Genomic DNA, 14,168 nt, shown 5'->3' on the forward strand with positions numbered 1-14,168 from the left:
AGCGAAAACACATTAAACGCCCGTTAGCAAGGCTTTTTGCACTTAACAATTTCGTAACAGCGGCATCCCCATCAGGTAATATTAGTGATAGACCTTTGTGGCAAATAAAAGGTTTATGTTAAGAAGCATTCTTCTTTCTCTTTCGCTTGTTATGATGGCTGCATTGGGTGCCATGGCGCAAACAGGGACGATTAAAGGGACCGTCAAAGACGCTGTATCGGGTGAGCCCATCATCGGTGCCAGCATCCGTCTCGCAGGGACGGCGTTGGGTAATACGGCGGACTTGGAAGGCAATTTCGAGATTGCCAAGGTAACACCTGGCACATACGAACTGATCGTTTCGTTCCTGTCTTATAAAACAGATACTGTCAGTAATGTCACCGTTGTTGCCGGTGAAGTTACCACGATCAATACATCTCTGTTCGAGGAAGGTACTCAACTGAACGAAGTTGTGATCGGTGGGATCCGCGACCGGGCCAGCGACCAAATTCTGTTAGGCGAAAGAAGGAACGCATCCATCGCTGTTGAAAATATCGGCGCCATCGAGCTGTCTGTAAAGGGTGTAAACGACGTAGGTTCTGGTCTTGTAAAGATGACCGGCATTACCAAAGTCGCTTCGCGCGGTATTTACGTAAGAGGTCTCGGCGACCGCTACAACAATGCATACCTGAACTCTATGCCACTACCTTCACCGGATCAGAACAAGAAGGTGGTCGAGCTGGATATCTTCCCAACTACAATCGTACGGAATATCGCCGTTGCGAAAACTTACCAGGCCGACCAGTTCGGAGACGTATCGGGTGCTTCGATCGACATTTTCACGAAAGACCCTGCACAGGAGAACTTTCTCACAGTAGGTCTTGGCGTAAACTACAACACCGTTACTACCTATAAAGACTTTATCACAAATCGTGACGGTTCTTCGGACTACCTGGGCCTTTCGGGTAGCAAGCGTGAAGGACCGGTGGCCGTTGATTACAACGGTATCCACCGCTTCAACGGTGAAACCGATCCGTTTAAGACAACCTTTGGTCGCCAGCATATCAATGCGCCGATCGATAACAACTTTAATATTGATGCGGGGCGCTCCATCAACCTGGGTACTTCCAAACTCGGTATCATTTTTTCCGGCTCTTATCGGAACTCATACCGCGCTGACTTCGGTCCCAACCTGGTGCTGAACAGCATGCAGGATCCCGACAAGAATTTCGACCGCGACCGCTATGCGTTCAACACGAACCTCACCGGCCTGCTGGGTACTTCCTTCGCTTGGAATGAGAATAATGTGATTCGTGCAAACTACTTGTTCGTCAACAATTCGAACAATACCTATACCACAAGCCTCGGCGACGACTTTGATGTGGACTCACCGTCAACAACGGATCGCCTGCGTCTGAGAAGCCGGTATCTGCAGACCCGCATGCACAACATTCAGCTTGGTAGCGACAATACAATATCGAATAACCTGAAGGTGAAGTGGGGTGGCAGCTATTCGACGGCTTCCACGGATGAGCCGGATCGCCGCGAACTGTCGTTTACAACACCCCAGGGTGTTAAGAACGAAGGTACGGTAAGCAGCACGGGTCTGGGTGGTAGCCAGCGCTACTACCAGCTGACCGATGAGAAAGAGTACTACGCCTTTGGTGAAGCGGCTTATTCTTTCGGCAAGCCAAACAGCCAGGACAAGCGCAACAAAATTACCCTTGGCTACCAGCGGAGAAACAAAGATCGCGATGTGAGCTTCCGCTCATACCAATTACTGTTTCCTCCAGGATCGGCTCTCCTGAATGTACCGATGAATGTTGACCGTTTGGAAGAGGTACTCGACGACGAAGCGTATGGCAGTGGCGACTACACCTACAACGACATTGTCGACGGCTCGAACCGTTCAAAGGCCAACAGAACCATCGATGCGGGCTACGCTTATGCCGATTTGAACATTACAAGCCGACTATCAATCATACCAGGCTTGCGTGTTGAAAAAACAAATCAAAGTGTGGACTATCGCCTGCAGGGCACTGGTTTTAACGATCGGTTCACTAAGATCGAAAGCGACGACTTTGATCTGCTGCCAGTTGTAAACGCAAAATATAACATTACGGACACCAAGATCCTGCGGTTGTCAGGATCGAAAACCCTGACGCGTCCCAACTTCGTGGAATTGGTACCGGTGGCGTATGTAAACGAAAACTTACAGAGCACGGTGGGTAATCCGCTCTTGTCGAACTCTTCAATTTACAACGTCGACCTGAAGTACGAGATTTTTCCGACCGGAAGTGAGTTGGTTTCGTTCGGCGTGTTCTATAAAAACATTGACAAGCCCATCGAGCAGGTTCGAAGCGGCCCGAATTTTATCAGCTTCTTCAATATTGCAAGCGCCCAGGTATACGGGTTTGAGTTCGAGTTCAAGAAACGCATTTCGAGCTTCTTCAGCTCTTCTTCCAAGCTCGTCAACGGCCTCGTGTTCGACGGTAACCTGAGCGTGCTGCACAGTGAGGTAGATACCGATCCGAGCAAGTTCAAGGATCAACGTACGCGCGATCTGCTGTCGGCGATTACCAATACTTCCCGTCAGCTGCAGGGCGCTTCTCCGTACATGGTTAACCTGTCGATGGGATATGACGATCTGTTTACAAAATCGTCTGTCCAGTCCAGCATAGAGTTGACATACAATGTATTTGGCGACCGCATCTACAACGTCGGTACCGACAAGCGTGGTGACGAGTATGAAAAATCTTTCGGCACACTGGATCTCGTCATTCAGAATACCTGGCAGAGCGGTTTCGGGGTAAAGCTGTCGGCAAAGAACCTGCTGAATCCTGACATCCGTCTTGAGCAGGAGTCCGGCCCCAATGCAACCAAAGATGATACCATTACACAGTCCTATAAAGCGGGTATCAACCTGGGTCTTTCGCTGACCTATCGCCTGATGGGAAACTAATTCAAGAGTAAAGGTTTGGTAAAGGCGTCTTAACAACATCTTAATATTAAGGCCTTTTCTTTGCACTCAACTTTAACGTACTAACTAAAATTCACTTATGAAAAAAGCTTGGAAATTAAGCTGGTCACTGATTATCCTGCTGGCTGCGGCGGTGGCCTTCACAGCATGTAGCGATGACGATGACGAAGATGGCAGCAACGAGCCTACAGCGTTGGAGCCGGCAGATGGCGAGACACTGATTGGTGAGGTGAAAAGCGGCGAAACTCTGACTCTGAAAGCAGACCGTTCTTTCACCATTGACAAAGCGCTGCGCGTAAGAGATGGTGGCACGCTGAAGATCGAAGCCGGTGTAACAGTTACTGCTTCTGAAGATGGTTCTAGCAACGCAATGTTTATCGTAATCGAGCAAGGTGCTAAGATCGATGCTCAAGGAACCGATGCGAAACCGATCGTTCTGACAGCTGAAGCTGAGCAGCCCGGTTCATGGGGTGGTCTGCTGGTTTGCGGTCGCGCTCCGATCAACGTGGGCACTACTGCTATTACTGAAATCGGTGATGCAAGTTATGGTGGCACAGCTGCAGCTGACAACTCTGGTACTATCAAATATCTGCGTACGGAATACTCCGGTAGCAAGATCAACGCTGAAAAAGAACACAACGGTATCACGCTCTACGGTGTGGGTAGCGGTACAGTGATCGATCACATCGAAGCCTACAAAGGTGCTGACGATGGCATCGAAATGTTCGGTGGCACGGTAAACCTGAGCTACGTATTCTGCTACGGTTCGCAAGATGACCAGTTCGACTGGGCACAAGGCTGGTCGGGTACTATACAGTACCTGTACACGGAGCAAATGAACGATGTTAACTACCTGCAAGACAAAGGTATCGAAGCTGACAACCTGGACGTTAACAATGCCGCTACTCCTTTTTCTAACCCCACTGTTAAAAACGTTACCATCATGGGTTATGAAGTAGTGAAAAACGGCGACGGCGAGACTGTAGACGGTATCCGTATCCGCGAAGGTTCGAAAGGGACTTTCGACAACATCGTTATCAAAGGCTACAGCGACGACGCAATCGACGCTCGTTCACTGGTAACGTTGCAGAATCTCGGCGACAATTCCCTGAAGTTCACAAACGTTTATTCTGACGTTGCTGATAAGAACTACGACGTTAAGCTTGACGACGGCGAAACAGATCCCGGTTCAGCAGTTGACACTGCTAAAGGGAAACTAGAAGCAGCCCTCGTGGCAAACGAGCCTACTGGTGCTAACTTCGACTCCTGGAAAGGTACTTGGACTAAGAAATAAGATATCTGTCCTGACATAATTAAAAGGGCTGCAATCGCAGCCCTTTTTTTTACTGTCTGGCGGGAATGAAGCTCATTTCTGTCTTATTTATTTTTTAGTCTCCACGTAAACAGCGTCTGAGACCTCGTTATCAAAATTCATCATCATTTTTCTAAGTAACGTTTAACATTGTGTTTCTTGTGAAGTTCTATGAACTTCCATAAAACGTGTCTAAAGTAGACTTGAGCGGGTTTGGCAACTCGAGTTCTGGTACATATCGATTGCGCCTGGAAAACAGACAGCAACGTTTAGTAGCGAATCTATTTATATGAACCGCGGGACGAAGACGTAGGGCTCGCGTAATCCTTCGCTGCCAGGAAATGCGGTTTTTACCGTGTGCGGTTTTTTTCTCCTTTTTCCGACACGCTTTTTCCACGCGAATCAGCGTTAACACAGTATATTTCTTACCCTCCACCACACAATATTCGCCGTCAACCTGCCGGAGATACTCAATACCTAACGTTATAAGAAGAAACTCATTCTTAACGGGCATTATACGGCTTGTAAATACCATAGGCATTGTTTCCATCTTGCGTGTTGATATCTCCGTTGACCGAATGTACTCCACGGAATGTGCACCGGTCTTGAAATCAATCCTGGCTATGCCCACCACAAACCGAAAACGCGAGGCATCCGCATGCTGAAGCACCAGCTTCTTATCGGACGGCGTAATCGTGACCGTACAAATACCTTTTTCGTGATTAACATCGGTAGCATACGACGCCTTTAACACGCGCTTCAGCGAAGTCTCTTTATTAAACTCAAACCCACGCAGCAATCCCATATCGCCCGACTCCAGACGTCGCATGCCAGGCATATTGGTTGTGTCGAACTGCATGGCCGCCATAACTGCCTGAGTAAGCCTGCTGGTCATGCGTGTATCCGCTGCACCGGCGAACAGCGGTATAAACGCAGCGCGCAAGAGCTTAACACCCCATGCACACCGTCCAAAGTCCGTGTTGTTCTCACGCACACGCTCAAAAGCAGGATCAGTACGAATACGCTCAGCATCGACAGACGTTATTTTTCGGACGAGATAGCCGTTATCTTTAGTATAGTAATAGCTGTTTCCACCTAACTTGCCTATTAACTTAATAGTGCCCGTTTGTTTCGCCATACGCTCTTAAGTATAAACCTAAGATCGTCTTTCGCCGCCGAATTGACCAGGAAAATGCGACGAGATGTCATTAGAAGATTTGGCATTAATCTCAACTGTCCACGAACGGTAATTGAATTGCGGGGGTCAAACCTGGCCACTACCCGGGCCATCCCTACTACCCACCTAAGGCAACGCTATGGATTACCCGTATCAAACATATACCACAGCTATACATAAGCCATACCAGACATACAGCTAATTAGCGCAATCCCTATTAACCGGATAAATCAGGTTAACCAATTTTTGTCTACGTCAATTTACCTTCCGCTGCTTCTCCTTCTGCGCCTCCATCACCTTCTTAATCTGCACACCCGCCAGCGCCACAGAGTCACGATCGTGTTTATTCTTCGCGATCTTCTTCAACAGGTCAGCGTTCGCCAGCTTATTATTTTCAATCGACTTCTCCAGTTGAATCTTCTCGCGTTTGTTATCTTCTACCTTGGTGTTCAGGTTCTTATTCTCATTCGTCAACTTCTGTTGCTGCTTATCTACTGCCTGTGCGGCACGCATCGACTCATCGATCTGCACCTGGATCTTCTCCCGATAGAACTTCACGCCAAAGTCGTGCATCAGTTTCTCAAGCTCTTTGTTAACATGTGCCGTAGTTTCCGCAGAGCCCCCTTCCGGCTTCACACCGATCCAGGCGGCCGCCTTGGTAGTGCTTTTGGTTTTCATCACCGCATAAGCCGGTGTAGCGTACGGAATGGCGCCAACGGTGGGTTCGTTGATCGTAATAGCGTCGGTAGCCTGCTTGGCCTTGCCAAGCGACTTGGCAAGCTTGAGCAGCGCAGTGTTAACCTCCTCAGGCGTGCCGTCGAGCTCTACCTCAAAACCTTGGAGATTTTCTCCCTTTACACGGGCGGTCTCTTTTTTAACTTTTACAGTTTGGGCGGTGGTGGTAAGTGTAAGCGCAAAAAATGAAAAGATCAGGGCAAACTTTTTCGTTAGCGACATGTTGTTTACTTTGTAGAATTGAGGGCTCAAAACTACTGAAAAATTGACTGCAAAAAATATACTAATTACCGGTGCTTCAGGTCTTATCGGTACGCACCTCACCGAGCTCTTACAACGCGAACGCCGCCACGTGGCACACCTCAGTCGCAGCAACCGTGGCAACAAGACAACCACCTTTTTATGGGACATCGCTCAAGCAAAACTTGATGTAGCCGCCCTGCAAGGCACTGATACGATTGTACACCTGGCCGGTGCTGGCGTCGGCGAAAAGCGATGGACGAACTCCTACAAAAAGGAAATCCTCGAAAGCCGCACGCACTCCACGCGCCTGCTGTACGACACCTTGCGCCACAATCCGCACGCGGTCAAGACCTTTGTCTCCGCCTCGGCGATTGGCTACTATGGCTTTGAAGACAACGACTCTTTGCTAACCGAAGAACATCCCGCCGGCAAAGATTTCATGGCGCAAGTAACACGGGCCTGGGAGGAAGAAGTAGACCGCATCGCTACATTGGGCATTCGCGTGGTAAAGATTCGCATCGGCATAGTACTGGCAGCAGAGGGTGGCGCATTGGAACAGATGGCCAGGCCGGTAAAGCTCTTTGTCGGTGCACCGCTGGGCACCGGGCGTCAAAACGTAAGCTGGATTCACATCCACGACATCTGCCGCATGTTTATCAAGGCCATGGACGATGAGGCCATGCAAGGCCCCTACAATGGCACGGGCCCGTATGCTACTAACAACCGCGAGCTGACAAAAGCCATCGGCAAGGCCATGGGCCGGCCGGTGTTTATGCCCCCTGTGCCGGGCGTTGTGTTGAAGATGTTGATTGGACAAATGGCCGAGGTGGTACTGACCGGCAGCAACGTGTCGTCGGAAAAGATCCAGCGCGAAGGTTTTCAATTTCAATTTAAGACACTGGAGGGTGCATTAAAAGACCTTCTTCACTAACTTCCACCGTATTGCATACGTATAAACAGCCGTAACAAGGTTTGACATCATGGCAAAAAAATCAAAGAAAAAGGAAATAGAAACACCGGCGTTTCAACAAAGCCTGGAAGAAGAGCAACGTATCCGCCAGGCATTTCAAGACAAAGATTGGGCCGAGATCAAAAGCTCGAACAGCTGGGTGATCTTTAAAGTAATGTCCGAATTTGTAGAAGGCTTTGACAAGCTCGCAAAGATCGGCCCCTGCGTAACCATCTTTGGCTCAGCCCGCGTAAAGCCCAGCAATCCCTACTATAAAATGGCCGACGAAATTGCCTTTCAACTGGTGAAACATGGCTACGGTGTCATCACCGGCGGTGGCCCCGGGATAATGGAAGCCGGCAACAGAGGCGCCAACCGCGCAAAAGGAAAATCCGTAGGCTTAAATATTTATCTACCCCACGAGCAAAAAGGAAATATATACATCGACCCCGACAAGCTCATCACATTCGACTACTTCTTCGTGCGCAAGGTAATGTTCGTAAAATACTCCCAGGGATTCATCGTAATGCCCGGCGGCTTCGGCACACTCGACGAGCTAATGGAAGCATTAACATTGATCCAAACGAAGAAAATTGGAAGATTCCCCATCGTCCTGGTAGGAAAAAAATTCTGGAGCGGACTCGTCGAATGGTGGAAGAAGGTATTAGTAGCAGAAAAGATGATCGACGCCGACGACCACTATCTCTTCGAAGTAGTAGACACCCCAGAAGACGCCGTAAAAGTCATCGAAGAATTCTATTCCAAATATCTACTCTCCCCCAACTTCTAACGGTACGGTGACATCTGGTTCAAGTCTTCCGACCGAAGGGAGGGCGACTTGGACCTGCCCCAATGCCAGTCTTCAGACTGGCGAGGGCCGTAGTGTCACCAAGCACCAAGCAAGCGAAGGTGCGTCACACAAAAAGGCCCCGACACTGCCGGGGCCCTTTTGTATATATATAGCTGACTGAATTAAGACTACGAAACCAACTCAACACTCCGCTTAATAAAGCTCGTCAAATCCGCCCCCGTCAACATACCCTGCGACAGCAACGCCAAATCAAACGACTGCTTCGCCAGCTTGATCTTCTGCTCTTCCGCGTCAGCCTTCAGGATCTTCTGCACAATCCCATGGTTACCATTCACAGCCACCGCATAATTATCCGGCATCTGACCCATAAAAGCATAACCGCCACCACCAAGCTTCGCCATATCCTTCATCCGGCGCATAAACTCACTCAACGTAATCAACACCGGCAAATCATCGGGTGACAGCGCTTCAATCGCCACCGTAAAGCTCTTATTATTAATAGCCTTCTCAAAGATGCCCTTCACCTGCTCCTGCTCTTCGTTGCTCAGCACACTCTCAGTCTTGCTGTCTGTATCCACCAGCTTATCCGCCGTCTCGCTATCAACACGCTTCAGCTGCGTCTTCTCCAGCTTCTGCTCGAGCGTATTGATAAAGTGACTATCCAACACACCGTCTAACACCAGCACATCATAGGCTTTATTTTTAGCCGCCTGAATAAAGCTATCTTGCTTACCCGGATCAGATGAATAGATATACACCAGGTTGCCGTCTTTGTCCGTCTGCGTAGCTTTCACCTTCTCTTTGTATTCCTCAATCGTAGCATACTTGCCGTCGGTATTTTTCAACAGGACAAAATCCTTCGCCTTATCGTAAAACTTCTCGTCGCTGATGATACCATACTTAACAAACACGCTGATGTCATCCCACTTCTTGTCAAAGTCGGCGCGGTCCTTCTTAAAGATCTCCTGCAGCTTATCTGCCACTTTCTTCGTAATGTGAGCGCTGATTTTCTTCACGCTAGCGTCGCTTTGCAGGTAGCTACGCGACACGTTCAGCGGAATATCGGGCGAGTCGAGCACCCCGTGCAACATCATGAGAAAGTCGGGCACGACATCTTTTACTTCGTCCGTAATAAACACCTGGCGTGAGTACAGCTGAATCTTGTTCTTCTGCATCTCGAAATCGTTCTTCACCTTCGGGAAGTATAAAATACCCGTCAGGTTGAAAGGATAATCAACATTCAGGTGAATCCAGAACAGCGGTTCTTCCGAGAAGGGATACAACTCCTTATAGAAAGAGAGATAATCCTCATCCTTCAACTCAGACGGCGACTTCGCCCACAGGGGAGCAGGATTGTTGATAATCCGGTCGGTTGTAACCGACTTATACTTAGGCTTACCTTCCTCGTCAACACCGTCCTCTTCGTTCTTCTCCTGCGTGCCGAACTTAATCTCCACCGGCAAAAACTTACAGTACTTATCGAGAATGCCTTTCAGCTTCCACTCATCGAGGAACTCTTCAGAGTCGGCATTGATATGCAGAATAACATCCGTACCGCGTTCAGCCTTCTCAGCAGGCGTCAGTTCGTACTCGGTCGAACCGTCACACTCCCAACGGGCAGCCTCGTCGGCACCTACTTTAAAAGAGCGGGAAACGATCTCTACCTTGTCAGACACCATGAAGGCGGAGTAGAAACCGAGACCGAACTTACCGATGATATCTTTCGCATCGGTCTTGTCTTTAAACTTCTCTACAAACTCAGTAGCACCCGAGAATGCAATCTGATTGATATATTTTTTGATCTCCTCGCCCGTCATGCCAATGCCTTTGTCGCTAACGGTGATGGTCTTCTTCTCTTTGTCAAAGCTCACTTCCACCTTCAGGTCGCCCAGCTCACCGGAGAACTCGCCCAGCGACGCCAGCTTCTTCAATTTTTGGGTGGCGTCTACGGCATTGCTAACCAGCTCGCGCAGGAATATTTCATGGTCGGAATAAAGGAACTTCTTAATGATGGGAAAGATGTTCTCGGTGTGAATGGAGATCGTACCTTTTTCTTGTGTTGCTGCCATATTTGTCAGATTTAAGGGTGGGGAATAAAAAAATCCCCGACAGGCGGGGATTTCAAATGTTGTTCCAGTTCAGGAATGTGCCAAGGTGGCAGAATTTCGAGCGCTTAGCGCAGGCGATCGGAGTCGCGTACGATCTTTTCGTCGCGTTTTATAAACCGGATCGCGGCCCAGTTACAGATCACCGCCACAAAAGGCGCCCACAGACCGTAGTCGTAGTTGCCCTCCTGGTTGGCCTTCAGCAGTCCGCTGGCGAAGTAAACCGCCACGCCGACAGCGACAGCGAGGAAGACGGCGTTCAACGCGCCGAGCTTCACCTGCAACAGGCGGTTGCGGAACTTTTGAATTTCAATAAAAGCGATCGTTGCCGCCGCGATGTACAGGACAGCGATGACACTATACGGGAAATATTGACTGGTACGCACGTTGTTCTCAATAACGGTATAATGCAGCGCGTAAAGCGCATGCGTTTTGCCGGAGGCGTCTACGTGCATGTAGATCGGTAGGAAGATGGAAGCGATCAGACTAAGGATGGTAATACCCAGAAATACAGTTTGAATTCTTTGCCACATGTGCCGGTTGCGTTAACTTGAGGGCAAAAGTAATCAAAAATAATTCACACCAGCCCGCGTATGCCAGCTGCCTTTATTGTCGATATACTTCGCACGCCCATCGGCCGCTACGGCGGTACGCTGGCCTCCGTGCGTCCCGACGACCTCGCCGCCTACGTGCTGCGCGAGGTGCTGCAACGTCAGCCCGCCGTCGACGCTTCGGTTATTGAAGATGTGATCGTCGGCGCGGCCAACCAGGCAGGCGAAGACAACCGCAACGTAGCCCGTATGGCCCTGCTGTTAGCGGGCCTGCCCATCACCGTGGCGGGGGTGACCGTCAACCGCCTGTGCGCCTCGGGCCTGCAAGCCATCATGCAAGCCGCCCAGGGCATCATGACCGGTGCGGGCGATGCGTACCTCGCCGCCGGCGTAGAAAGCATGAGCCGCGCACCCTTTGTAATGGCCAAAGCCGAAGAGTCCTTTGCCCGCAAAGCAGAGATCTTCGATACAACCCTCGGCTGGCGGTTTGTGAACGACAAACTCTCAGCGCTCTACCATCCCTGGTCCATGGGCGAAACCGCCGAGAACGTAGCGGAGAAATGGCGCATCACGCGCGAAGAGCAAGATCGCTTCGCGCTGGAGTCGCAGGCGCGTTACCAACACGCGTATGAGCAAAACCGTTTCCAGGCGGAACTGGTACCCGTGGCCCTACCCTCGCCAACCGCGCGCCGGGAAATCATAATATTTGATAAAGACGAACACCCACGCACCATGACGCTGGAAAAGCTCGCCACCTTAAAGCCCGCCTTTCGCGAGCAGGGTACCGTCACCGCCGGAAACTCCTCCGGTATAAACGACGGTGCCGCCGCCTGCCTGGTGGTAAGCGAGGCCCTGCTGAGACAACTGAACCTGAAGCCCATGGCACGCATCGTATCGACCGCTGTCGCCGGTGTGGATCCCGCCTACATGGGTGTCGGCCCCGTACCGGCCACGCAAAAAGCCTTACAACGCGCGGGCCTGACCGTAGCAGATTTGGACTTGATCGAGCTCAACGAAGCCTTCGCTTCCCAGGCGTTGGCATGTATAAAAGACCTGGGCCTGTCCCCCGACCGGGTAAATGTCAACGGCGGAGCCATCGCCCTCGGCCATCCCCTGGGTTGTAGTGGCGTGCGCATCAGCGCTACCTTGCTGCACGAGCTGAAACGCCGCGACGCCCGCTATGGACTGGCGACGATGTGCATCGGCGTGGGCCAGGGGGCCGCCATCGTGTATGAATCTTTATGAGGTATTTTTTTGAGATAGCCTATCACGGCGCTGCCTATAGCGGGTGGCAGTCACAGCCCAATGCTGTCGGCGTACAAGCCGTGGTAGAAGACGCACTGACAAAGTTGCTGCGCGAAGAAATCAGCATTACCGGCAGCGGCCGTACCGACGCGGGTGTACACTGCGAGCAGCAGTACTTCCACGCCGATATTGAAAAAGACTTCGACCGGCCCACGCTGCTCGTAAAGCTTAACTCCTTTCTACCCAAAAGCATCGCCATCCACGCCATCCGGCCCGTACAGCCCGAGGCCAACGCGCGGTACGAGGCGTATGAGCGCACCTACCACTACCGCATCACGCGCGTGAAAGACCCGTTCACCGAAGGGCTCGCGCTGTATTATTTCCGACCCCTCGACGTCGACGCCATGAACCGCGCCGCGGCAACGCTGTTAGGCGAGCACGACTTTGCCTGCTTTAGCAAGGTGCAAACCGATGTCAACCACTTTCGCTGCGACATGAAAAAAGCCGAGTGGCGCGAAGACGGCGCGCGGCTGGAGTTCATCATCACCGCCAACCGATTTCTGCGCGGCATGGTGCGTGCCATCGTAGGCACCCTTCTCGATGTGGGCAGTGGTCGCACCTCGCTGCGCGAATTTCAAACCATCGTGCAAAGCCGCGATCGTAAACAGGCCGGTGCCAACGTGCCGCCCCACGGACTGTACCTCACCCGGGTTAAATACCACAGCCGTATATTTGTAAAAGAATAATCGTACTTAATACAGAGAAGCAATGACAAACATTCGCGTAGGCATGGGCTATGACGTACACCAATTAGAAGAAGGAAGAGATTTTTGGATGGGAGGCATCAAGCTGCCCGCCACCAAAGGTGCCGTAGGCCACAGCGACGCCGACGTATTGATCCACGCCATCTGCGACGCCCTGCTCGGTGCGGCCAACATGCGCGACATCGGGTTTCATTTTAAAAACACCGATGACCGGTGGAAAGGCATGGACAGCAAGTTCTTCCTAAAAGAAGTCACGCGTATGATCACCGAGAAAGGCTGGAAAGTCGGCAACGTCGACTGCACCATCTGCCTGGAGAAACCCAAGATCGGCCCGCACATCGATGCCATGAAAAAAGCCATGGCGCCCCTCATGAACGTAACCGAAGAAGAGATCGCCATCAAAGCGACTACAACGGAGACGCTGGGCTACGTAGGCCGTGAAGAGGGAGTGAATGCATCCGCCGTGGTGCTGATCTATAAATAAAGAATGAGTATCGAAATCATTACCACCGGCGACGGCTCGCATTCCCTGCTCAACACCGCCCTGAACGAGACCTACCACTCGCGCCACGGCGCTGTGCAAGAGTCGCTACACGTCTTTATACAAGAGGGCCTCGATCGCTTCCTGGCCTCCGGCGCCACCACCGTGGCCGTGCTGGAAATAGGGTTTGGCACTGGCCTCAACGCGTTACTCACCGCACAGCACACCGAAGAAAAAGGTGTGACCGTGCACTATACCTCGCTGGAAACTGCGCCGCTGCCCGAAGACCTGTGGGTACAGCTGAATTATACTACCACGCCCGCCGCGCAAACACTCTTTCACGCAATACACCAGGCCCCCTGGAACCAGTCGGTCGCTGTACGCCCGACATTTCAATTGCAGAAACTAACGGTATCGCTGCAGGACGCAACCTTACCGACGGCGCAAACCGACGTGATCTACTTCGACGCATTCGCGCCGAACAAGCAACCCGAGATGTGGACCTACGACATGTTGGCAAAAGCCGTGCAAACGTTGCGGCCCGGAGGAATGTTTGTGACGTACTGTGCCAAAGGCCAGTTGAAACGCGATCTGAAAGCCCTGGGATTGACGGTAGAAACACTTCCAGGACCTCCCGGCAAGAAGGAAATGGTGCGCGGTGTGCGGAGCGTATAATTCATTGAAAATTCTTCAATCGTTTTCGCTGTTTCTTGAATTTTTCAAAACTGAACAGGGTGCAATCGTATTCGTTTTTTAGTTTTTGAAGCATTCTGAATTTTTTGTGAAAAGATTCAAAAAATTCTTTGCATCGCTGAAACCTCAGAAATTTCTTCTGT

The 14,168-nt window shown here is 51.0% G+C and carries 12 protein-coding genes; 8 read left to right on the forward strand and 4 right to left on the reverse strand.

Translation table 11 applies throughout. The features are described 5' to 3' along the window. Positions 1-115: 115 nt before the first annotated feature. The gene (locus KK062_RS02445) at positions 116-2,941 is read left to right on the forward strand and encodes a TonB-dependent receptor (protein WP_254082638.1); all 2,826 of its coding nucleotides are present in this window, start codon (positions 116-118) and stop codon (positions 2,939-2,941) included. A 97-nt stretch (positions 2,942-3,038) separates the two neighbouring features. Next, positions 3,039-4,253 carry a beta-helix domain-containing protein gene (locus tag KK062_RS02450; protein WP_254082639.1) on the forward strand — a complete coding sequence of 405 codons (1,215 nt, stop codon included), beginning with the start codon at positions 3,039-3,041 and terminating at the stop codon, positions 4,251-4,253. A gap of 187 nt (positions 4,254-4,440) precedes the next feature. Here the strand turns inward: KK062_RS02450 and KK062_RS02455 are convergent, their stop codons facing one another. Together KK062_RS02455 and KK062_RS02460 are read right to left on the reverse strand one after the other, a co-directional pair. Continuing rightward, a complete protein-coding gene (locus tag KK062_RS02455; RefSeq protein WP_254082640.1) occupies positions 4,441-5,409 on the reverse strand; it encodes a hypothetical protein in 969 nt (322 codons plus the stop codon). Positions 5,410-5,703: 294 nt separating this feature from the next. Continuing rightward, positions 5,704-6,405 carry a hypothetical protein gene (locus tag KK062_RS02460; RefSeq protein WP_254082641.1) on the reverse strand — a complete coding sequence of 234 codons (702 nt, stop codon included), beginning with the start codon at positions 6,403-6,405 and terminating at the stop codon, positions 5,704-5,706. Positions 6,406-6,448: 43 nt separating this feature from the next. On the opposite strand from KK062_RS02460, the gene KK062_RS02465 reads away from it, so the two are divergent. Both KK062_RS02465 and KK062_RS02470 read left to right on the forward strand, forming a co-directional pair. Next, positions 6,449-7,357 carry a TIGR01777 family oxidoreductase gene (locus KK062_RS02465; RefSeq protein ID WP_254082642.1) on the forward strand — a complete coding sequence of 303 codons (909 nt, stop codon included), beginning with the start codon at positions 6,449-6,451 and terminating at the stop codon, positions 7,355-7,357. Positions 7,358-7,406: 49 nt separating this feature from the next. Then, positions 7,407-8,165 carry an LOG family protein gene (locus KK062_RS02470; RefSeq protein ID WP_254082643.1) on the forward strand — a complete coding sequence of 253 codons (759 nt, stop codon included), beginning with the start codon at positions 7,407-7,409 and terminating at the stop codon, positions 8,163-8,165. A 188-nt stretch (positions 8,166-8,353) separates the two neighbouring features. Here the strand turns inward: KK062_RS02470 and htpG are convergent, their stop codons facing one another. Together htpG and KK062_RS02480 are read right to left on the reverse strand one after the other, a co-directional pair. Next, positions 8,354-10,255: a molecular chaperone HtpG gene (gene htpG / locus KK062_RS02475; RefSeq protein WP_254082644.1), complete on the reverse strand. Its 1,902-nt coding sequence runs from the start codon at positions 10,253-10,255 to the stop codon at positions 8,354-8,356. Positions 10,256-10,359: 104 nt separating this feature from the next. Further along, positions 10,360-10,824, reverse strand: coding sequence for a DUF4293 domain-containing protein (locus tag KK062_RS02480; protein WP_254082645.1), 465 nt, complete (start codon positions 10,822-10,824; stop codon positions 10,360-10,362). A 60-nt stretch (positions 10,825-10,884) separates the two neighbouring features. Here KK062_RS02480 and KK062_RS02485 point away from each other — a divergent pair, with 60 nt between their 5' ends. From KK062_RS02485 to mnmC2, 4 genes are read left to right on the forward strand one after another with little or no spacing between them, the layout of a single operon-like run. Continuing rightward, the gene (locus tag KK062_RS02485; RefSeq protein WP_254082646.1) at positions 10,885-12,087 is read left to right on the forward strand and encodes a thiolase family protein; all 1,203 of its coding nucleotides are present in this window, start codon (positions 10,885-10,887) and stop codon (positions 12,085-12,087) included. Next, positions 12,084-12,833, forward strand: coding sequence for a tRNA pseudouridine(38-40) synthase TruA (gene truA / locus KK062_RS02490; protein ID WP_254082647.1), 750 nt, complete (start codon positions 12,084-12,086; stop codon positions 12,831-12,833). Before KK062_RS02485 ends, truA begins: the two co-directional genes overlap by 4 nt. A 22-nt stretch (positions 12,834-12,855) precedes the next feature. After that, positions 12,856-13,335, forward strand: coding sequence for a 2-C-methyl-D-erythritol 2,4-cyclodiphosphate synthase (ispF, locus tag KK062_RS02495; RefSeq protein ID WP_254082648.1), 480 nt, complete (start codon positions 12,856-12,858; stop codon positions 13,333-13,335). Between the two features lie 3 nt (positions 13,336-13,338). Continuing rightward, positions 13,339-14,007, forward strand: a complete 669-nt coding sequence (gene mnmC2 / locus KK062_RS02500; RefSeq protein WP_254082649.1) for a tRNA (5-methylaminomethyl-2-thiouridine)(34)-methyltransferase MnmC2 — start codon at positions 13,339-13,341, stop codon at positions 14,005-14,007. Positions 14,008-14,168: the final 161 nt, after the last annotated feature.

Source organism: Dawidia cretensis (assembly GCF_018598175.1).
GTDB lineage: Bacteria > Bacteroidota > Bacteroidia > Cytophagales > Cyclobacteriaceae > Ohtaekwangia > Ohtaekwangia cretensis.

Bases quoted from the DNA above. Each gene is read 5' to 3' on its own strand.
- KK062_RS02445 (WP_254082638.1), top strand. From the start codon at position 116: ATGTTAAGAAGCATTCTTCTTTCTCTTTCGCTTGTTATGATGGCTGCA.
- KK062_RS02450 (WP_254082639.1), top strand. From the start codon at position 3,039: ATGAAAAAAGCTTGGAAATTAAGCTGGTCACTGATTATCCTGCTGGCT.
- KK062_RS02455 (WP_254082640.1), bottom strand. From the start codon at position 5,409: ATGGCGAAACAAACGGGCACTATTAAGTTAATAGGCAAGTTAGGTGGA.
- KK062_RS02460 (WP_254082641.1), bottom strand. From the start codon at position 6,405: ATGTCGCTAACGAAAAAGTTTGCCCTGATCTTTTCATTTTTTGCGCTT.
- KK062_RS02470 (WP_254082643.1), top strand. From the start codon at position 7,407: ATGGCAAAAAAATCAAAGAAAAAGGAAATAGAAACACCGGCGTTTCAA.
- htpG (WP_254082644.1), bottom strand. From the start codon at position 10,255: ATGGCAGCAACACAAGAAAAAGGTACGATCTCCATTCACACCGAGAAC.
- KK062_RS02480 (WP_254082645.1), bottom strand. From the start codon at position 10,824: ATGTGGCAAAGAATTCAAACTGTATTTCTGGGTATTACCATCCTTAGT.
- KK062_RS02485 (WP_254082646.1), top strand. From the start codon at position 10,885: ATGCCAGCTGCCTTTATTGTCGATATACTTCGCACGCCCATCGGCCGC.
- truA (WP_254082647.1), top strand. From the start codon at position 12,084: ATGAGGTATTTTTTTGAGATAGCCTATCACGGCGCTGCCTATAGCGGG.
- ispF (WP_254082648.1), top strand. From the start codon at position 12,856: ATGACAAACATTCGCGTAGGCATGGGCTATGACGTACACCAATTAGAA.
- mnmC2 (WP_254082649.1), top strand. From the start codon at position 13,339: ATGAGTATCGAAATCATTACCACCGGCGACGGCTCGCATTCCCTGCTC.